This is a genomic window from Saliniramus sp., assembly GCF_035311605.1.
GTDB lineage: Bacteria > Pseudomonadota > Alphaproteobacteria > Rhizobiales > Beijerinckiaceae > Saliniramus.
This window is the reverse complement of the sequence record NZ_DATGCW010000359.1, coordinates 1-18,379: the sequence shown is the minus strand read 5'-3', so window position 1 is coordinate 18,379 and position 18,379 is coordinate 1. Positions and strand designations below refer to the sequence as shown.

General features: G+C 64.1%; 18 protein-coding genes. 12 read left to right on the top strand and 6 right to left on the bottom strand.

Annotation, left to right across the window (positions count from 1 at the left end):
* On the bottom strand, positions 1–3,349 hold a 3,349-nt coding region (gene gltB, locus VKP01_RS15955), incomplete at its 3' end, for a glutamate synthase large subunit (protein ID WP_324414043.1).
* Positions 3,350–4,042: 693 nt separating this feature from the next.
* Positions 4,043–4,792, bottom strand: coding sequence for a pyrimidine 5'-nucleotidase (locus VKP01_RS15950; protein ID WP_324414041.1), 750 nt, complete (start codon positions 4,790–4,792; stop codon positions 4,043–4,045).
* Positions 4,793–4,986: 194 nt separating this feature from the next.
* Between VKP01_RS15950 and VKP01_RS15945 the strand changes: the two genes are divergently transcribed.
* Genes VKP01_RS15945 through VKP01_RS15930 form a run of 4 tightly spaced genes read left to right on the top strand, consistent with a single transcriptional unit; the run spans position 4,987 to position 8,798 of the window.
* Positions 4,987–5,472, top strand: a complete 486-nt coding sequence (locus VKP01_RS15945) for a DUF1636 domain-containing protein (protein ID WP_324414039.1) — start codon at positions 4,987–4,989, stop codon at positions 5,470–5,472.
* Positions 5,469–6,998 (top strand): ABC transporter substrate-binding protein, encoded by a 1,530-nt coding sequence (locus VKP01_RS15940; protein WP_324414038.1) that lies wholly within the window; start codon positions 5,469–5,471, stop codon positions 6,996–6,998. The genes VKP01_RS15945 and VKP01_RS15940 overlap by 4 nt, the downstream gene beginning before the upstream one ends.
* A gap of 19 nt (positions 6,999–7,017) precedes the next feature.
* Entirely contained in the window at positions 7,018–7,965 is a 948-nt protein-coding gene (locus VKP01_RS15935) for an ABC transporter permease (protein ID WP_324414036.1), read from the top strand.
* Positions 7,962–8,798: an ABC transporter permease gene (locus VKP01_RS15930; protein ID WP_324414033.1), complete on the top strand. Its 837-nt coding sequence runs from the start codon at positions 7,962–7,964 to the stop codon at positions 8,796–8,798. Before VKP01_RS15935 ends, VKP01_RS15930 begins: the two co-directional genes overlap by 4 nt.
* On the opposite strand, the gene VKP01_RS15925 is transcribed toward VKP01_RS15930, so the two are convergent.
* Complete coding sequence (locus VKP01_RS15925; protein ID WP_324414031.1) at positions 8,737–9,411, bottom strand: HAD family hydrolase; 675 nt, start codon at positions 9,409–9,411, stop codon at positions 8,737–8,739. The two genes, VKP01_RS15930 and VKP01_RS15925, sit on opposite strands and share 62 nt — an antisense overlap.
* A 172-nt stretch (positions 9,412–9,583) precedes the next feature.
* Between VKP01_RS15925 and VKP01_RS15920 the strand changes: the two genes are divergently transcribed.
* The 4 genes from VKP01_RS15920 to gor all read left to right on the top strand — a co-directional run bounded on the left by VKP01_RS15920 (position 9,584) and on the right by gor (position 12,883).
* A complete protein-coding gene (locus tag VKP01_RS15920; RefSeq protein ID WP_324414029.1) occupies positions 9,584–10,015 on the top strand; it encodes a hypothetical protein in 432 nt (143 codons plus the stop codon).
* 116 nt (positions 10,016–10,131) lie between these two features.
* Positions 10,132–10,806, top strand: a complete 675-nt coding sequence (gene rpiA, locus VKP01_RS15915; protein ID WP_414706596.1) for a ribose-5-phosphate isomerase RpiA — start codon at positions 10,132–10,134, stop codon at positions 10,804–10,806.
* Positions 10,807–10,886: 80 nt separating this feature from the next.
* On the top strand, positions 10,887–11,429 hold the full coding sequence (locus tag VKP01_RS15910; RefSeq protein ID WP_324414025.1) for a DUF2059 domain-containing protein: 543 nt from the start codon (positions 10,887–10,889) through the stop codon (positions 11,427–11,429).
* Positions 11,430–11,488: 59 nt separating this feature from the next.
* Positions 11,489–12,883 (top strand): glutathione-disulfide reductase, encoded by a 1,395-nt coding sequence (gene gor / locus VKP01_RS15905; protein WP_324414023.1) that lies wholly within the window; start codon positions 11,489–11,491, stop codon positions 12,881–12,883.
* A 9-nt stretch (positions 12,884–12,892) separates the two neighbouring features.
* Here gor and VKP01_RS15900 read toward each other — a convergent pair whose 3' ends face one another.
* Together VKP01_RS15900 and VKP01_RS15895 are read right to left on the bottom strand one after the other, a co-directional pair.
* Positions 12,893–13,129: a hypothetical protein gene (locus tag VKP01_RS15900; RefSeq protein ID WP_324414021.1), complete on the bottom strand. Its 237-nt coding sequence runs from the start codon at positions 13,127–13,129 to the stop codon at positions 12,893–12,895.
* Entirely contained in the window at positions 13,126–13,347 is a 222-nt protein-coding gene (locus VKP01_RS15895) for a hypothetical protein (RefSeq protein WP_324414019.1), read from the bottom strand. The genes VKP01_RS15900 and VKP01_RS15895 overlap by 4 nt, the downstream gene beginning before the upstream one ends.
* A gap of 34 nt (positions 13,348–13,381) precedes the next feature.
* Here VKP01_RS15895 and VKP01_RS15890 point away from each other — a divergent pair, with 34 nt between their 5' ends.
* A complete protein-coding gene (locus VKP01_RS15890) occupies positions 13,382–14,329 on the top strand; it encodes an aldo/keto reductase (protein WP_324414017.1) in 948 nt (315 codons plus the stop codon).
* Positions 14,330–14,354: 25 nt separating this feature from the next.
* On the opposite strand, the gene hemH is transcribed toward VKP01_RS15890, so the two are convergent.
* Positions 14,355–15,446, bottom strand: a complete 1,092-nt coding sequence (gene hemH / locus VKP01_RS15885) for a ferrochelatase (protein WP_324414015.1) — start codon at positions 15,444–15,446, stop codon at positions 14,355–14,357.
* Positions 15,447–15,708: 262 nt separating this feature from the next.
* On the opposite strand from hemH, the gene VKP01_RS15880 reads away from it, so the two are divergent.
* The 3 genes from VKP01_RS15880 to mutL all read left to right on the top strand — a co-directional run.
* Positions 15,709–16,248, top strand: coding sequence for a hypothetical protein (locus VKP01_RS15880; protein WP_324414013.1), 540 nt, complete (start codon positions 15,709–15,711; stop codon positions 16,246–16,248).
* Positions 16,249–16,467: 219 nt separating this feature from the next.
* Positions 16,468–17,442, top strand: coding sequence for an MDR family oxidoreductase (locus VKP01_RS15875; protein WP_324414011.1), 975 nt, complete (start codon positions 16,468–16,470; stop codon positions 17,440–17,442).
* Between the two features lie 130 nt (positions 17,443–17,572).
* Positions 17,573–18,379, top strand: an 807-nt coding sequence (gene mutL / locus VKP01_RS15870) for a DNA mismatch repair endonuclease MutL (RefSeq protein ID WP_324414009.1), incomplete at its 3' end; no start/stop codon positions are given.

The following is an 18,379-nucleotide window of genomic DNA, read 5'->3' as shown; positions in this document are numbered from 1 at the left end:
GCCCGGTGCGCAGGCCGCCATCGACCTGCAACGCCACGCGCCCGCGCAGATGGTTGAGCACGAGCGTCTGATGCGTCTCGGCCAGCCCCATCTCCCAGGGCGAACCGGCATGCTTGAGCGAGGTCAGCGGCGAGGCGCCGGTGCCGCCTTCAAAACCGGAAATCGTGATGTGATCGGCCCGCGCCTTGGCGACACCCGCCGCGACGGTGCCGACACCGACTTCCGAAACGAGCTTCACGGAGACATCGGCTGCCGGGTTGACGTTCTTCAGATCGAAGATCAGCTGGGCCAGATCCTCGATGGAATAGATGTCGTGATGCGGTGGCGGCGAGATCAGGCCGACGCCGGGCGTCGAATGGCGCAGCTTCGCGATGACCGCATCGACCTTGTGACCGGGCAATTGGCCGCCCTCACCGGGCTTGGCGCCCTGGGCGACCTTGATCTGCATCTGGTCGGCATTGACCAGATATTCCGTCGTCACGCCGAAGCGGCCGGAGGCGATCTGCTTGATCGCCGAGCGCTTGGAGCGTCCGTTCGACAAAGGCTTGAAGCGCCCGGCATCTTCGCCGCCTTCGCCCGTATTCGAACGCGCTCCGATCTCGTTCATGGCGAGTGCCAGCGTCTCGTGCGCTTCCTTGGAGATCGCGCCGAGCGACATGGCGCCGGTGGCAAAACGGCGCACGATCGCAACCGCCGGCTCGACTTCGTCGAGGGCGAGGGGCTTGCGCCCGACATCCTCGGCCTGCTTGAGGCGAAACAGCCCGCGAATGGTGGAGAAGGCGTTCTCCTGCTCGTTCACGAGCCGGGCGAATTCGCGATAGCGGTCATCCGCCTTGAGGCGCACGGCATGCTGGAGCGTGGCAACCGTATCGGGTGTCCAGGCATGCGATTCGCCGCGCAGGCGATAGGCGTATTCACCGCCCACACCGAGTGCGTCGCGATAGACCGGCGAGGTGCCGAAGGCTTCGTCGTGACGCGTCATGGCCTCGCGTGCAATCTCGGGAATACCCGCACCCTCGATCATCGTCGCCGTGCCGAAGAAATACTTGTCGATCAGCTCGGATTTCAGCCCGACCGCATCGAAGATCTGCGCGCCGCAATAGGATTGGTAGGTCGAGATGCCCATCTTCGACATGACCTTCAGGATTCCCTTGTCGATCGCCTTGATATAGCGCTGGATAACCTCCTCCTCATCGATCTCGGCGGGAAGCTCGTCCTTCATGGCGAGCAGCGTGTCGAAGGCGAGATAGGGATTGATCGCCTCGGCGCCGTAGCCGGCCAGGCAAGCGAAATGGTGCACTTCGCGGGGCTCGCCGCTCTCGAGAACGAGCCCCACGGAGGTGCGCAGGCCGCGCCGGATCAGATAGGAGTGCACCGCCGCGGTGGCGAGCAACGCCGGGATGGGCAGGCGATCGGGGCCGACCTGGCGATCGGAGAGGATGATGATGTTGTAGCCGCCGCGCACGGCCGCCTCGGCGCGGTCACACAGGCGCTCGACCGCGCCCTCCATGCCCGCAGCGCCCTGCTCGATCGGATAGGTGATGTCGAGGGTCTTGGTGTCGAAGCGGTCCTCGAAATGGCCGATGCAGCGGATCTTCTCGAGATCCTCGTTAGTCAGGATCGGCTGGCGCACTTCAAGGCGCTTGCGCCGGGAGGTGCCTTCGAGATCGAGGATGTTCGGACGCGGGCCGATGAAGGAGACGAGGCTCATGACGAGCTCTTCGCGGATCGGGTCGATCGCCGGATTGGTGACCTGGGCGAAGTTCTGCTTGAAATAGGTGTAGAGCAGTTTCGCCTTGTCGGACAAAGCCGAAATCGGCGTGTCCGTGCCCATCGACCCGACGGCCTCCTGGCCAGTGACGGCCATCGGCTCCATCAGCAGCTTGAGATCCTCCTGCGTGTAGCCGAAGACCTGCTGGCGGTCGAGCAGGGAGACGTCTGTGCGGCTCGCGCGCGCCTGAACGGGGCGCAGGTCTTCCAGCTTGATCTGGGTCCGCTCCAGCCATTCGCGATAGGGAAGGGCGGTTGCGAGCTGTGTCTTGATCTCCTCGTCGGAAACGATGCGGCCTTCTTCGAGATCGATCAGCAGCATGCGGCCCGGCTGCAGCCGCCACTTGTCGACGATCTTCTCCTCGGGAATCGGCAGGACGCCGCTCTCCGAGCCGAGCACCACGAGATCGTCATCCGTGACGAAATAGCGCGCCGGGCGCAGACCATTGCGATCGAGGGTCGCGCCAATCTGGCGGCCATCGGTGAAGCAGACCGCCGCCGGGCCGTCCCACGGCTCCATCAGGGCTGCATGGTATTCGTAGAAGACGCGCCGGTCCTCGTCCATCAGCGGATTGCCCGCCCAGGCCTCGGGGATCAGCATCATCATGGCATGCGCGAGCGAATAGCCACCGCGCAACAGGAATTCGAGCGCGTTGTCGAAACAGGCCGTGTCCGACTGGCCTTCATAGGAGATCGGCCAGAGCTTGGAGATGTCGTTGCCGAACAATTCCGAATCGACGCTCGCCTGACGCGCCGCCATCCAGTTGACGTTGCCGCGCAGCGTGTTGATCTCGCCGTTATGCGCCACCATGCGATAGGGATGCGCCAGCTGCCAGCTCGGGAAGGTGTTCGTGGCGAAGCGCTGGTGCACGAGCGCGAGCGCGCTTTCGAAACGCGGATCCGCCAGATCCTGGAAATACGAGCCGAGCTGCGTGACGAGCACCATGCCCTTGTAGACGATGGTGCGTGAGGACAGGCTTACCGGATAATAGCCGGCGGTGCGCGGATCTTCCAGATCATAGACGGTGTTGGAGATCACCTTGCGGGCGAGGAACAGGCGGCGCTCGAAGGCGGCTTCATCCTCTTCCTTGGCCTTGCCGATAAAGACCTGCCGGTGCAGCGGCTCGCTGGCTTTCACATTCTCGGAAAGATCCGCATTGTCGACGGGGACATCGCGCCAGCCGAGCAGGGTGAGGCCTTCATCGGCGACGACTTTCTCGACGATCTTGATGACCCTGGCATAGCCTTCTTCGTCGCGCGGCATGAATAGCTGGGCGACGCCGTATTCGCCGGGTTCAGGTAGCCAGATACCGAGCTTGGCGCATTCCGCAGCGAAGAAACGATGCGGAATCTGGGTCAGGATGCCGCAGCCATCCCCCATTTTCGGATCGGCGCCGACGGCGCCGCGATGGTCGAGATTGCGCAGGATATCAAGGCCCTGCTGCACGATCGCGTGGCGCTTTTCGTTCTTCAAGTGGGCGATGAAGCCGACGCCGCAGGAATCATGCTCGTTCGCCGGATCATAAAGCCCCTGTTTCCCGGGCAGACCGGGAATGGTGATGCGGCGTGGTGTTGCCATCAGCGTCTTGGCAACCTGCGCGCAGCCGTCATCCGTCCGCTTCGCGGTCTTCGCGTCACCCGGCATCTGATCCGTCATGATCCTGCTCATCGTCGATCCTCGTTCTTCCGGCCTAACCGTATCGAAGCCGGCGCATTGCGGCGCGCCTCGGGTGGCGGTGCCGTCGCCCGGCTCATCTGGAGCCGCAGCCGCATCGCTCGGTTTTCTTCCTGGAGGCTCGGTTGCGCCGTTGCCGGGTCACCCGCGCCTCGCGCGGGCACCGTGGGCGTCACAGACCCGCACGCACCCGCGACACCCGCGTCAAACGGGCGCTCGGTTTGTGATCTCGTTTCGGGGCGCCATGCGCCATGACCATAACCTCGAGACCTGCTCGCGGACCGGCAACAACGCCGCATCCGAAAAGATTGGACAGTAATGCTGTCCTAACGCGCGGCGGAAGTTGCCAGATTTTTCCGCATGACACAAGCGTGTTTTCAACGCCTCTTTGTACGAAGATTTCGCCCCATTGGGAAGAGTGCGCAATAATGCGACAAATTGCTGCCCCAAGCCGAAGTCTTCCACAACGGTCGCAATCAGGTGCCGCCCGCCGCGACGATCTTTTCGCATTTGCGAAAACTGTTTGGCACACAGTCGCGCAAGCACGCGGTAATGGCGGGTGCGCTGGAAGACAGGCCGCCTGTGCGCTGGCCCGGTTCAGAGCAGGCGCGCCAGTACCTCGGCTTCGAGGAAACCGGCCAGATCGCTGGTGATGTAATCGATATGCGGCGCCTCGACGGCTTCCTGCTCGAAATTTTCGCGAAACGGATCGAGCGTGGCGGGGGTGACGAGTGTGGTGGTCATGCCCGTATCATGGGGCACGACGAGGTTCTTGGCGATATCCTCGAACATGGCCGCGCGCGCCGGATCGACGGCATGGCGCTCGAAGAACATCTCGTAGGCTCGCCGGTCGGGCTTGGGGATGAAATCGGCGGCGATTATATCGAAAACATCCTCGAAATGATCGAGAATGCCGATCTTGGTTGCGACGTTCTCGGCATGCCTGCGCGAGCCGTTGGTCAGGATCAGGCGCCGACCGGGCAAAGCCTCGATCGCCTTGCCCAAAGCCGGGTTCAGATCGATGGCGGAATGATCGATGTCGTGGGCGAAGTCGAGGAAGGCATAAGGGTCGACACCGTAGACGTCCATCAGCGCCTTCAGCGTGGTGCCATGCTGGTGATAGAAATATTTCTGCAAGGCGCGCGCCGACATGCCGTCAATGCCGAACAGATCCGCGACGAAGGCGGTGATGCGCGCATCGACCTGCGGCCAGATCCGCGCCTCGTGCGAATAGAGCGTGTTGTCGAGATCGAAGATCCAGGTCTCGACATGCGCGAAGTCACGGGCATCGGGGGCGGTGAAGTGGGGTTGCTGGCTTTGCGGATTCTGCTGCGGCGTGTCGGACAAGGGATATTCCCGTAGAGGAAGGTGGGTGCCGGTCACCCGGCGACCATTGAATATAGGCCTTCCGGGCCGGGGATGCGAGCGGCGCGGGAGTTCCTCCCTGAATTAGTATTGCAATGTTATAACATTCAATATATCCGTGCGACATCTTCCCCGGCTGGCCGTTGCGCGCGGCGCCGACACCTGTACGAGACCGCATGCTTGATGATGACCAAATCGAAAGCGCGCAGGAGGCCTGCCTGTCGGTCTGCATGCGCTGCAAGCCGCCCGAATGGACGGGCCCGGATGCGGAGCGTCCGGGGCAGCGTATCGCTCAAGCGATCGCGGCGCGGCTGCGCGACCAGTCAGCGGGCTTGGATGCGCAGCCGGTTCGCCTGCGCCGCATCCGCTGCATGAGCCAATGCAAGCGCGCCTGTGTCGTCGCTTTTTCCGGGGCGGGGCGTTTCACCTATCTGTTCGGCGATCTCGACCCCGCGCGCGACGCCGAAGCCGTGCTCGAAGCCTTCGGACTCTACCGCAGCCGGCCCGACGGTTTCATGGAGCGCCCTGAGCGACCGGAAGTGATGCGCGCGGGCATTCTCGGGCGTATCCCGCCGCTCGATCCCGGGCCACGCCTCGTCGAAAGCGACGCCGTCATCGCGCGCCCGGGCTTTGATCCACATTGTGTAGAGGATGGAAAATGATCAGGTTCAGTGCAGTTCTCCTGCGATCGGATATCGTGAAGGCGGCATTGGCTGCGAGCCTGCTTGCGGTCACCACGCTGCATGCGCCCGATGCGAAGGCGCAGGCTGCGGAGGACGCGCCGTTGCGCGTCGGCAAGACCTTCATCGCCGCCGCAACGGACCCGGCGCAGGGCAGTGCCGGCTGGGCGCTGGTCTCCCACGGAATCGCCGATCAACTGTTCCGGGTCGATCGAGACGGACGGCTCGTCGGCAATCTCGCCACCGATGCGACGCGGATCGACGATCTGACCTGGCAGGTGACGCTCGCGCCGGATCGGCTCTTCTCCGACGGCAGCCCTGTCACCGCGCAGGCGGTTGCTGATTCGCTCAACCGCACCGTCGCCGAAAACCCCGCCGCCCGCGCCTCCGCCGGTGCACTCACCTTCGAGGCGCAGAGCGAATCGTTGCTCACCATCACCAGCGAACGCCCGACCCCGGTCATGCCGTCGATTCTGGCGGAATGGGCGTTCCCGGTCTATCTCTACGCAGGTGGCGATCTGCACTTCACCGGTCCGTTCATGATTGCAGATTTCACCCCCGGTGCGCGCCTCGATCTCAAGCCGAACCCGCATTACCCGCAAGCCGATAGCCGCAACCCCGTGCAGATCACACGGGTTGCAGACGGACAGGCGCTGGCGCTCGCCCTGCGCGCGGGCGAGATCGACCTTGCTTTTCACCTGCCGGTGGAATCGCGCGCCATGCTGCAGGCCAGCGGGGATATCGCCGTCACGAGCTTCCCGGTCGAATACCAGTATATGATGTGGATGAATACCGCTTCGGATGCGCTTGGCGATGCGCGCGTGCGGCGTGCCATTGATCTTGCCATTGACCGTGAAGCGCTTATTGCGGCGGCGCGTGCGGGCCGTGTCGCGCATGGCGCGTTCTCGCAGGTTTTCCCCTTCTCTGCCGATGAGCCGGCGCGCCATGATGCTCAGGCAGCAGCAGCCTTGCTCGACGAAGCCGGCTGGATCCGCGACGGGGATGGCCCGCGCATGCGCGACGGTGAGACCTTGTCGTTGACGCTGGTCGCCTATCCGCAGCGGCCTGATCTCGTGACCTATCAGCCGGTCATCCGCGCAGCACTCGCCGATCTCGGGATCGAGGTGACAACCCGCATCACGGAATCGCCAACGGATATGGCCCGCGCCGGTGAATTCGACCTGTTTCTCTGGGCGCAGCATACCGCGCCGGCGGGCGATCCAGGGTTTTTCCTCTTGCTTTTCCTCGGCAGTGAGGGCGCCAACAATTACAGCGGCTGGAGCAGCGCGGCATTCGATGCGCTGTTGGCTGATCTTGCCCAAACGAGTGACCCGCAAGCACGCAATTTGATCGCCCGTGAGGCGCAGGCGCTGATCGCAGAAGAAGCGCCGGTGGCTTTCCTGGTGACGCCGGAATGGCATGTCGGGAAATCGGCCCGGCTGGCTGAGTATGAGCCATGGGGCTCGGATTACTACGTGATCCGCTCCGATTTCGGTTTGCGGGAGTAAGCTGTTCGGGGGCGCGGGCATGGCCGCCACGACGATCCGGAATCTGTCGGGATTCTCTTTATCCTGGCTGCTCGTCGTGGCGGGGGGCTTCGCGCTCTTGCGCCTGATGCCGGGTGATCCGGTCATCATCTTCCTTGATGCGAGCGGGCTTGGTGCCGATGGCGCGGTGCTGGAGCGCATGCGCGCGGCATGGGGTCTCGATGCGCCGCTCTTCGTGCAGTTCCTCGATTGGCTGGCGCGTTTCATCAGCGGTGACTGGGGCATCTCCTATGCGACGGGCCGCCCCGTTCTGCCGGAGATCGCCGGGCGGCTGCCATGGTCTGTCACGATCGGCGCCGGCGGGCTCGGCCTTGCAGTCATCGTCGGTTTCCGGCTTGGTTTCGCCGCTGCCGCACGCCCCGGCGGCGTGGCCGATCGGCTTTCCCGGCTGCTGGCCATCGGCGCGCAGGCGCTGCCGGCATTCGCAGTCGGTTTTGTGCTCTTATGGCTTTTGGCGATTGAATTCCGCCTGGTGCGGCCGCTTTCCGGCGGGGTAGCGGAGCGGCTTTTTTTGCCGATTCTGCTTGTGGCACTGTTTTCAATCGGCTCCGTTGCGCGGGTCACGCGAGTGGCCTTCTGTGAAATCCGCGACCGCCCCTATTTCACGACGGCGCTCGCCAAAGGATGTTCGCGGCGCGTTGCCCTGTGGCGACAAGGGCGCCGGCATGCGGCGCTGACCCTGCTCGCGGTGATCATGCCCGAAGCTGCCTGGATCATCGGTGGTACGGCAATTGCGGAAATCGTTTTCTCCTTGCCGGGGCTTTCGGAATATGTGGTGCGCGCGGTCGCGGCGCGTGACTACGCGGTCTTGCAGGCCTTCATCGCAATCGTCGCCCTCTGGCTGCTGCTTGTGCAACGCGCCGCCGCTCTTGCGCGACGCTCGCTTGATCCGCGCCTGGCGGATCAGCTTGAGTGGAGGGATGCTTGAATACGGCACGCGACAGCGGCTTGCGGATCGTCATGCTGGCCGTGATCATATGCATCAGCCTGCTCGGTTTCTGGCAGCCCTATCCGGTTCACGCCATTGATCTTGCCAATATTCTGGCGCCACCCTCGGCTACGCATCTCTTTGGCACCGATCATCTGGGGCGGGATGTGTTTTCGCGGGTGATGGCGGGGGCGCAGCCCTCCCTCGCTGCTGCCGGGCTGGCGCTCGTCCTGACCCTGACGGCGGGGATCCTGGCCGGCTCCGTGATCGCCATCGCGCCGCCGACCTGCGCCGATGCCGTAAAGCGGCTCGCGGAGATCGTGATCGCAGCACCGCAGCTTGTGGTCGCGCTGGTTGTCGCCGCCATCCTGGGTGCGGGTCCGCTCACTGCGGCGATCGCGCTCGCCCTGACGGGTTGGGCGCATTACGCCCTGGTCGTCGCGGCTCTCATCGAACGGCTCACCGCCGAGCCCTACTGGCGCGCGGCGGAAGCGCTCGGGGTCGATCACATCGGTGGGCTGCGCCGGCACCTCCTGCCCAATCTCACCGCCCCGTTGGGAGCGCTCGCCGGCGCGGATGCGGCGCGCGCGGTGATCCTGATCGCCTCGCTGGGCTTTCTCGGACTCGCCGCCGATGCCGGGCGTCCGGAATGGGGCGCCATGATCCATGAATACCGGATCTTCATCTTCGAAGCGCCGCGTCTTTTGTTCTACCCCATGGCGGCGACGGCGTTGCTCGCGCTGAGCTTCAACCTGCTTCTGGACCCCGGCTTCACTGCCTCGCGGACAATACCTCCGCAACAACCTCCGGAAGCGCATCGAAATGGGCGATGACGCGGTCGGGCTCGTAGGTTTCGACGGGCTGGTCGGTATAACCGAAGGGCACGGCGATGACGGGGATTTGCGCGGATTGCGCGGTGGCGATATCGGTATGCGAGTCCCCGATCATCACCGCGCGGCGTGCATCGCCTTTGGCCATCGTGATCGTCTCCGTGAGATGGCGCGGGTCGGGCTTGCAGAAGGCGAAAGTGTCGCGTCCGCAGATGGCTGCGAAGCGCTCGATGATGCCGAGTTGATCGAGCAGCAGCCGCGAATGGCTTTCCACCTTGTTGGTGCAAACGGCGAGGGTGAAGCCCGATCCGCTGAGGCTGTCCATGGCCGCGACCACGCCGGGGAAGAGCTGCGTCTCGTTGCAGATATTCTGCCGGTAGAGTGTCAGGAACTCCTGGAAGAGCAGTTCATGCCGCTCCGGCGTCAGTTCGAGCCCTGCCGATTCGTAGCCGCGCGCGATCAGCGCCCGCGCGCCGGCGCCAATGAGCGATTTCGCCCGCGATACCGGCAGCGTGGGCAGACCCTCTTGCGCCAGCAACGTGTTGAGCGTCGCCATCAGGTCGGGGGCGGTGTCGGCGAGGGTGCCGTCGAGATCGAACACGACGATGGGATTCATGATGATTTCCGTCTGGTTTCGGCTGGCTGGAAGGCGTTTCGTGGAGAACGGGACCGTCATAAACCAGCCGGACGATTCGGCATAGCGGGGATGTGTTTACCTTTCGCTAACCATGTTGCCGCAAGCTCCATTCGAACCGTTCCAACCGATCCGCGAGCCGGAGACTGGCCTCATGTTTCGACGCATTCTCATCCGCGCGCTCGCTACGGGCCTGCTGAGCGCCAGCGCCGCGCCCGTATTCGCATCCGCCTTCGATTTCGTACCGGCCCCGCAGACCGACCTCAACCGCGTCTACCGCATCGACAAGGTCACCGGCGCGGTCTCGTCGTGTCAGTACGGGCTGAAGGAAGGCACTGTCGGGATCACCCTGTGCTTCGGGCCGGGCGAGGGCGCGAAGGCGCAGGATCCGGGTGATTACGGTCTGATCGCATCGCGCCATGAGCGCGAGGGCGGCGTGTTTCGCGTGAACTATCGCACCGGCGAGATGAGCGTCTGTTACGTTTTCGAGGAACAGGTCGTCTGTACCCCACCCGAAACGGTCACAGCGACGGTCGCGGAAGGCGAGGGCGACAGGCCGCAGGTGACGGGCTCCACCAGCGACTGATTCGGGGCGCCACACCAATCCGGCCCTTGCACCGCAGGCCATTTCGTTCGATACCGTGGCCATGATCCGGATCAGCGAAGGGGCGACGCGCAGTGAGTGCGGATGATCTGAAACGAATGGCGGCGGCGCGTGCCGTCGAGGCGGTCACCGATGGCATGCGTCTTGGGCTCGGCACGGGCTCGACGGCAAAACATTTTGTCGCACTGCTCGGCGACAGGGTGCGCGGGGGCCTCGATGTCGTCGGTGTTCCGACCTCCGAGGCGACGCATGCGCAGGCGCTGGCCGAGGGCATCGCGCTCACCACTCTCGATGAGACACCGGAGCTCGATCTCACCGTGGACGGTGCCGATGAGCTGGATGCATCTCTGCGCCTGATCAAGGGTGGCGGTGGCGCCCTGCTGCGCGAGAAAATCGTTGCTGCGGCCTCGGCGCGCATGATCGTGATCGCCGATGCCGGCAAGAAGGTTGACACGCTAGGGCGCTTCCCGCTGCCCATCGAGGTCAATCCGTTCGGGCTCGAAGCGACGCGCCGCGCCGTCGCACATGTGCTGGAAACGCATGGCTTGCCGACGGCCATGCGCCTTAGAACCGCCGCAAACGGCACGGTATTCGTCACCGATGGCGGTCACCATATCCTCGATGCGGAGCTGGGTGCGATCGAAGCGCCCGAGGCTCTGGCCGAGGCACTGGTTGCGGTTCCCGGTGTCGTCGAACACGGCCTGTTCATCGGGCTCGCCACCGGGGCAATTCTCGCTGGCGATGACGGGGTCGTCGAATACGGCGCGATCTGATATGCCCGCTTTCTGATGAACCGCGCCGCTAGCGCGCCAGTTTGCCGCCCGCGCGGCCATGTATGCGAGAGAGACTGCCAATGAAACGCTCTTCATCCGCCCTTGCCGTTTTCGGCCTCGTCCTTGCGCTTGCTTTCGGTGCTTTTGCCGGCGCGGCCAGTGCCCAGGAAGAGATCAGCGAGAGCCATTTGCAGGCTGCGCGTGATCTCGTCACCAATGCCGGGCTGACCGAATCCTTCGACGGGATGGTGCCACGCGTCACAAACTCCGTGGCCGGGCGCTTCGTCAATCGCGGCATGCCCAGCGACATGATCCGCGAGGTGATCGACGATCTTCAGCCCGAGCTCGATCTGCAGCGGCGTGTCATCCTGAACCGGGCCGCGCGGATCATGGCGAATCGCTTCACCGAAGAAGAAATCGGGGAGATCAATGCCTTCTTCGAGACCCCGACCGGGGCGAAGTTCGTCGATCAGCAGCCCGGCTTCGTCGATGACGTCCTCACGACCACCGGTGAGTGGACCGAGGAGCTCGTGGAATATGTCGAAGTGCGCATGCAGGCGGAGCTGTCGCGTCGTGGTGCCGAGGCAGCTGCTGCGGAAGAGGCACCGGCCACGACCGAGTGAAGCATCCGGGTGGACGATTGCGGCAGTTGATGTGATCAAGAGCCGAGAAAGCAGGCAGGATGAGCGATTTCGACGTTGATCTCTTCGTGATCGGAGCCGGTTCGGGCGGCGTACGTGCGGCGCGCATCGCAGCTGGTTACGGCGCCCGCGTCATGATCGCGGAGGAGTACCGCGTCGGCGGCACCTGCGTGATCCGCGGCTGCGTTCCCAAGAAGCTGATGGTGATCGCCTCGCGCTTCTCCGATGATTTTACCGACGCCGCCGGTTTCGGCTGGAATGTCGGCGAAAGCAGCTTCGACTGGTCGGCCCTGATCGCCGCCAAGAATCGCGAGATCGATCGTCTGGAGGGGGCCTATCGCGCCAATCTCGAACGGGCCGGTGTGGAACTCGTCGAAAGCCGCGCCGAGATCGTCGATGCGCATACTGTGCGGCTTCAGGCTACGGGCGAGAGTTTACGTGCAAAGCGCATTCTCGTAGCCGTCGGCGCTGCGCCCGCCATGCAGCCTGCGGTTCCGGGGATGGAGCATACCATCACCTCGAACGAGGTTTTCGACCTTCCGCAACAGCCGGAGCGGGTCCTGGTCATCGGAGCGGGGTATATCGCGGTGGAATTCGCCGGGATCTTCGCCGGGCTCGGCTCGCAGACGACGCTCGTCCATCGTGGCGACAAGCTTTTGCGTGGTTTCGACGACGATCTGCGCACGCGCCTCGGTGAGGCTTACGCAGCACGCGGGATCGACGTGAAATACTCCACGACGCCGCTGCGGATCGAGAAGCAGGAGGATGGCACTCGTGTCGTCAGCTTCTCCGATGGGAGCACGGGGCATTATGATCAGGTGCTTCTCGCCACGGGCCGCGTGCCGGCGACGAAAGGGCTCGGCCTCGAGAATGCCGGTGTGCTGTGCGATGAGCTCGGCGCGATCGTGGTGGATGCTTATTCGCGCAGCGAGATTCCATCGATCTATGCGATCGGCGATGTGACGAATCGCGCCAATCTCACCCCGGTCGCGATCCGCGAGGGCCATGCCTTCGCCGATACCGAATTCGGTGGCAAGGATGCGCATGTCGATCACAGCCTGATTCCCACCGCAGTCTTTTCGACGCCGGAAATCGGCACGGTCGGCCTCACCGAGACTGCCGCGCGCCTGCGTCATGAGAAGGTGGCGATTTACCAGGCGGCGTTCCGGGCCATGCGCGCGACGCTTTCGGGCCGGGAAGAGCGCGTCTTCATGAAGATCATCGTGGATGCCGAGACAGACAAGGTGCTCGGCGTGCATCTGCTCGGCCCGGATTCGGGCGAGATGATCCAGCTCGCCGGTGTTGCCGTGACGATGGGCGCGACGAAGGCCGATTTCGACCGTACCATCGCGGTGCATCCCAGCGCCGCCGAGGAACTCGTCACCATGCGCGAACCGTATGCCGTCTATGACGGCAGCAAGGCGGGAGCGCTCTGACGCGCAAGCTCAGATCTCGCCATGGGTGTTCGTCTCGGTGAAATGCGGTGCATATGAACCGGTCGAGTGGCTTGTATCGGGCTCGAACAACATGATCGGCTCGGCCTCTACCATGACGGCGCTGCCGGTATTCACCTGCTCCAGCGTGCCACCGAGGCCGTTGGCCGCGATAGCGATGCCGCCGGCGAGGACCAGCACGGCCATGGCGCGGCAGGTGAGGCAAAAGCGTAACGGTTCCTTGCTCATACGGCGCTTTCCCGAATTCGAGCCGCTTTGACGCGCGTGACGCGAATCACCGGCACGCCTTTATTGCGATGCTTGTTTCCGTGTCCGGCGCGGGCGTGACTGAAAGTTGTCGAAATCATGATCCCCGATGCGTTTTCAGATCCTGACTCCCGCATCCATGCGCCTGCAGCTTGGAAAATGCCCGGATGGCGTTCGCGCGCAAAGGCAGTATGCTCCACAGCGAGTTACTGCTTCGTCTGGTGGGAGTCCGTCATGCAACAACGCCGCCTCGGCCGTTCCGATCTCGTCGTCACGCCCCTGTGTTTCGGCGGCAACGTCTTCGGCTGGACCGCAGATCGCGAGACCTCGTTCCGCCTGCTCGATGCCTTCCTCGATGCGGGCTGCAATTTCGTCGACACGGCCGACGGCTATTCGCGCTGGGTGGAGGGGCATCAGGGCGGTGAATCGGAGACGATCATCGGTGAATGGTTCGCCGCCCGCGGCAACCGCGACAAGGTCGTGCTGGCCACCAAGATCGGCTGCGATATGGGCCCTGGGCGCCAGGGGCTCTCGCGGGAGCGGATCATCAGCGGTGTCGAGGATTCGCTGCGCCGGTTGCGCACCGATTACATCGATCTCTACCAGACCCATTTCGACGACGAGGACACCCCCGTCGCCGAGACGCTCGCGGCCTATGACACGCTCGTGAAGGCCGGCAAGGTGCGTGTGATCGGCGCATCGAACATGCGTATCGAACGCCTGCAGGAGTCGCTCGCGACGTCACATGAGCAGGGTTTGCCGCGTTACGAGACGCTGCAGCCCGAATACAATCTGTGCGAACGCCAGACTTTCGAGAGCACCTTCGCTCCGCTCTGCGGCAAGGAGCAGATCGGCGTGATCCCGTATTTCTCGCTCGCCGCCGGCTTCCTCACCGGGAAATACCGCTCCGAATCCGATCTTGCAGGGCGGGCGCGGGCGGCGCGGGCCGGGCGCTACGTGAACGAACGCGGCTTTCGCATTCTCGACGCGGTCGAGAGCGTCGCCGCAGATCTGGGCATCAAACCCGCGCAGGTCGCGCTGGCATGGCTGATGGCGCGCCCGCCGGTCGCCGCGCCGATCGCAAGTGCAACCAGCCTCGATCAGCTGGCGGAACTGGTAGGCGCGCTCTCCGTGAAACTCCCCTCAGAGGCGATGGTGAAGCTCGACGCGGCGAGCACCTGAGGCGCTGCCGGTCGCTTCGGCCAGCTCAGAGCCAGCCCTGCAATTCGCGCCGCACGACGTGCTCGATCACACGCATGCCCTCGGCGCTGTCGTTGAGGCAGGGCAGGTAGGCGAATTGCTCGCCGCCGTGCTCCATGAAGATCTCGCGGTTCTCGCCATCGAGTTCTTCAAGCGTCTCCAGGCAATCGGCGGAGAAGCCGGGGGCGACGAGGGCGATTCTCTTCACGCCGCTCTCGGCGAGCCCCTTCACCGTCTCGTCGGTATAGGGCTGCAGCCACTCCTCGGGCCCGAAGCGCGACTGGAAGGTCAGCTTCCAGCGATCCGCCGACCAGCCCATGCGCTCGCGCAGGAGGCGCGAGGTCTTGGCGCATTGGCAATGATAGGGGTCGCCCTTCATCAGGTAGGATTTCGGCACGCCGTGGAAGGTGGTGAGGATCACATCGGGCTCGAAATCGAGCTTGGCGAGCGAGGCCTGCATCGAATCCGCGAGCGCGTCGATATAGACGGGATCGTCGTGATAGGGCGGCGCCACGCGCACGCTCGGCTGCCAGCGCATCTGCATCAGCGCCTCGAAAGCCTTGTCGCAGGCGGTGGCCGAGGTCGCGGCGGAATATTGCGGGTAGAGCGGCACCAGCAGGATCCGGTCGCAGCCCTCGGCGAGGAGCTTCTCCAGCGCGTCCTTTACCGGGGGCTTGCCGTAGCGCATGGCCCAGTCGACGCTGATGCGATCGCCGAATTCGTCCCTGAGTGCAGCCATCGTCTGCTCGGCCTGGGCGCGGGTGATGGTCTTGAGCGGGCCTTCGTTCTTCTCGTGATTCCAGATCGTATCGTAGTCGCGACCCTTCTTCTTGGGGCGCGTCTGCAGGATGATGAGATTGAGGATCGGCCACCAGAGCCAGCGCGAGGTCTCGATCACACGCTGGTCGGAGAGGAATTCCTTCAGATAGGCGCGCATCGACCAGTAATCCGTCGCCTCGGGCGTGCCCAGATTCATCAGGAGAACACCGATTCGTCCGGCCTTCACCGGCGGATGATCCTCCGGCAGGCGGATCGCGCGGTACTCCGCTTCGCGCGCGGGGTCGATGGCGAGGGCGGCGGGTTTGACGGCTTGATTCATGATGCTCTTCTTCGGCTCTGCAATCGGTCTGGGCACGGGTCTCGGATGCTTTGCGAGAGATAGGGCTTTTGCCGCTTTCTGGAAAGCGTCGCGGCTGGAAAAGGCCCGACGCGAATATGTCGGGCGGTCACGCTCGGCGATAAGCGTGGTTCTGAAAATGAATTTATAATATAAAAAAAATTATATATTATATAAAATAATATTTGATAAACATATATAATTATGGTATCCGTATGTACAAATTTTGGATAAGGAGTTTTTAATGATGCTTGCAGGTCTTCCCAACCCGGTTTCGAACATCCAGAGTAATTCTGTTGCGCAGCCCAACAAGTCGGCTGCCACGGATCAAGCCTTCGCCAGCGCGATGCAGGGCGTCGGTGACGTCAAGTCCACCGGCCCGGCGGTGCCTGTGAATCTCGTCGGGACACTGCTTCCGGAGATGCGTGCGGGTGACTTCGAGCAGGTCATGCTGGCAGTGCGCCGCGATGACCAGTCTGCGCTGAACTCACGGGTTCAGGAGCACGCGTTTGATGTGGTGAAAACCCTGCAGGAAGCTGGGATTCCTGTCGACAACAGCGGCAACGCCTATCTGCGCGAGGATGACCGCACGCTTGCCGTTCTTGCGCGGATCATCGCGGATTATCCGTTCTCACCGAACGAGGGTGGCGGCTTCCCGACCTACCATCCGACAACCGATATCGGTCCGCGCCTGAAGGAGCATTTCAGCCCGGAATTCGTCGATCGCATGCTGGAGGGCGCAGCGAATTACAGAGATCCGACGCGTCGCGACAACTCGATCTGATCGACGCGCTTCTATACCGGGGTTGCTTCACCCCGTCGCAGCCGGCAGCGTCTGGATCGCTGCCGGTTGTGGTGTTTCGGGGGCATTGCGATGATCGGTGGGGGCATCCTGGCTATGCGGGGCAATGCATTATCCCCTTGCGCACCAAGCGCGGCGCCCACCATCTTGCACCGCACTGCCAAACCGTGAGACGTTCCGGCGAAACATCCGGAGGGACGCATGAAGGCGATCGTCATCGAGAAGACAGAGGCCGGCACCAGCACGGCTTTGAAAGATTTTCCGCAGAGCGAGTTGATGGAGGGCGACGTCACGGTGCGCGTGAGCCATTCCACGCTCAATTACAAGGACGGCCTGGCCGTCACCGGCAAGGCGCCGGTGGTTCGCCGGTTCCCGATGATCGCGGGGATCGATTTCGCGGGAACGGTCGAGCAATCCGACCATCCCGAATTCAAGCCGGGTGACGCGGTCATCCTCAACGGCTGGGGGCTTGGCGAGACGCATCTGGGCGGCTACGCGGAAATGGCGCGGGTCAAGGGCGACTGGCTGGTGCGCCTGCCCGAGGGCATGACCCCGGCCCAGGCCATGGCGATCGGCACTGCCGGCTATACGGCGATGCTATGCGTGATGGCGCTCGAACAGCACGGGCTCACGCCGGATCAGGGTCCGGTCGTGGTGACCGGTGCCGCCGGCGGCGTCGGCTCGGTGGCCATCGCGCTGCTGGCCAGGGGCGGCTGGGAGGTGATCGCCTCGACGGGCCGGGTGAGCGAAGCAGATTATCTTAAGGGACTTGGCGCGGCGAGCGTCATCGATCGCGAGGAGCTTTCGCAGAAGCCGCGTCCGCTCGGCAAGGAGCGCTGGATTGCGGGCGTCGATTCAGTGGGCTCTACAACGCTCGCGAACGTACTCTCGATGACGCGCTATGGCGGGGCCGTCGCCGCTTGCGGGCTCGCGGGCGGCATGGATCTGCCGGCGAGCGTCGCACCGTTCATCCTGCGCGGTGTCGCGCTGCTCGGCGTCGATTCGGTGATGTGCCCGATCGCGCGCCGCCGCGCGGCCTGGACGCGGCTCGCGCATGATCTCGATGCCGGCGCGCTCGAAGCGATGGCAACGACGATCAGTCTCGAAGAGGTGATCGACCGCGCCCCCGACATCCTCGCCGGCAAGATCCGCGGGCGGGTCATCGTCACGATCTGAGGCTGTTGACAGCCTGTGGCGAGCCCGCGCGCGGGGATGCATCGCGCATGCGGGCGGCTTATGCTGAGCGCTCCCGAATCGGGCGTCATGGGGCGCCCGAACCTTTCATATGTCGCGAGACCGCCGCAGCATGAATGCCATACGCCGCCTCGATCCCGTCCTGATCGACCGCATCGCCGCCGGCGAGGTGGTGGAGCGGCCCGCTTCTGCGGTGAAGGAGCTCGTCGAGAACGCCATCGATGCCGGGGCGCGTTCGATCTCCGTCGAGATCGGTGATGGCGGGCGACGGCTGATCCGCGTCACCGATGATGGGCGCGGCATGGACGCGGTGGATCTCGTGCTCGCCGTGGAGCGACACGCCACCTCCAAACTGCCCGAGGGCAATCTCTCCGATATCCGCACACTGGGCTTTCGCGGCGAGGCTCTGCCCTCGATCGCGGCAGTGAGCCGGCTCAGCATCACCACCCGCCGGGCCGATGCGCCGAGCGGGCTGATGCTTCAGGTCGATGCCGGCACACGCGGCGAGCCGCGTCCCGCCTCCGCCATGCCGGGCACGCGGATCGATGTGGAAGATCTGTTCATGGCGACGCCGGCGCGGCTGAAATTCCTCAAGAGCGATCGGGCCGAGGCGCAGGCCGTGGCGGAGGCGGTCCGCCGCCTCGCCGTGGCGCATCCGCGAATCCGGTTTTCGCTCACCGGCGAGCATCTGACCGATTTCACCTGGCCGGCGGAGGAGGGTGATCGCGACAGCAACGGGAACGGCCTGACACGGCGGCTCGGGAGGGTGCTGGGGCGCGATTTCCCCGATAATGCGATCTCCGTCGATGCCGCCCGCGAGGGGTTTGCGCTCGTTGGCATGATCGGCCTGCCGACCTATCATCGCGGCAATGCCGCGCAGATCCATTTCGTCGTCAATGGCCGCCCGGTGCGCGACAAG

Bases quoted from the DNA above. Each gene is read 5' to 3' on its own strand.
- VKP01_RS15945 (WP_324414039.1), top strand. From the start codon at position 4,987: ATGCTTGATGATGACCAAATCGAAAGCGCGCAGGAGGCCTGCCTGTCG.
- VKP01_RS15940 (WP_324414038.1), top strand. From the start codon at position 5,469: ATGATCAGGTTCAGTGCAGTTCTCCTGCGATCGGATATCGTGAAGGCG.
- VKP01_RS15935 (WP_324414036.1), top strand. From the start codon at position 7,018: ATGGCCGCCACGACGATCCGGAATCTGTCGGGATTCTCTTTATCCTGG.
- VKP01_RS15925 (WP_324414031.1), bottom strand. From the start codon at position 9,411: ATGAATCCCATCGTCGTGTTCGATCTCGACGGCACCCTCGCCGACACC.
- VKP01_RS15920 (WP_324414029.1), top strand. From the start codon at position 9,584: ATGTTTCGACGCATTCTCATCCGCGCGCTCGCTACGGGCCTGCTGAGC.
- rpiA (WP_414706596.1), top strand. From the start codon at position 10,132: ATGGCGGCGGCGCGTGCCGTCGAGGCGGTCACCGATGGCATGCGTCTT.
- VKP01_RS15910 (WP_324414025.1), top strand. From the start codon at position 10,887: ATGAAACGCTCTTCATCCGCCCTTGCCGTTTTCGGCCTCGTCCTTGCG.
- gor (WP_324414023.1), top strand. From the start codon at position 11,489: ATGAGCGATTTCGACGTTGATCTCTTCGTGATCGGAGCCGGTTCGGGC.
- VKP01_RS15900 (WP_324414021.1), bottom strand. From the start codon at position 13,129: ATGAGCAAGGAACCGTTACGCTTTTGCCTCACCTGCCGCGCCATGGCC.
- VKP01_RS15890 (WP_324414017.1), top strand. From the start codon at position 13,382: ATGCAACAACGCCGCCTCGGCCGTTCCGATCTCGTCGTCACGCCCCTG.
- hemH (WP_324414015.1), bottom strand. From the start codon at position 15,446: ATGAATCAAGCCGTCAAACCCGCCGCCCTCGCCATCGACCCCGCGCGC.
- VKP01_RS15880 (WP_324414013.1), top strand. From the start codon at position 15,709: ATGATGCTTGCAGGTCTTCCCAACCCGGTTTCGAACATCCAGAGTAAT.
- VKP01_RS15875 (WP_324414011.1), top strand. From the start codon at position 16,468: ATGAAGGCGATCGTCATCGAGAAGACAGAGGCCGGCACCAGCACGGCT.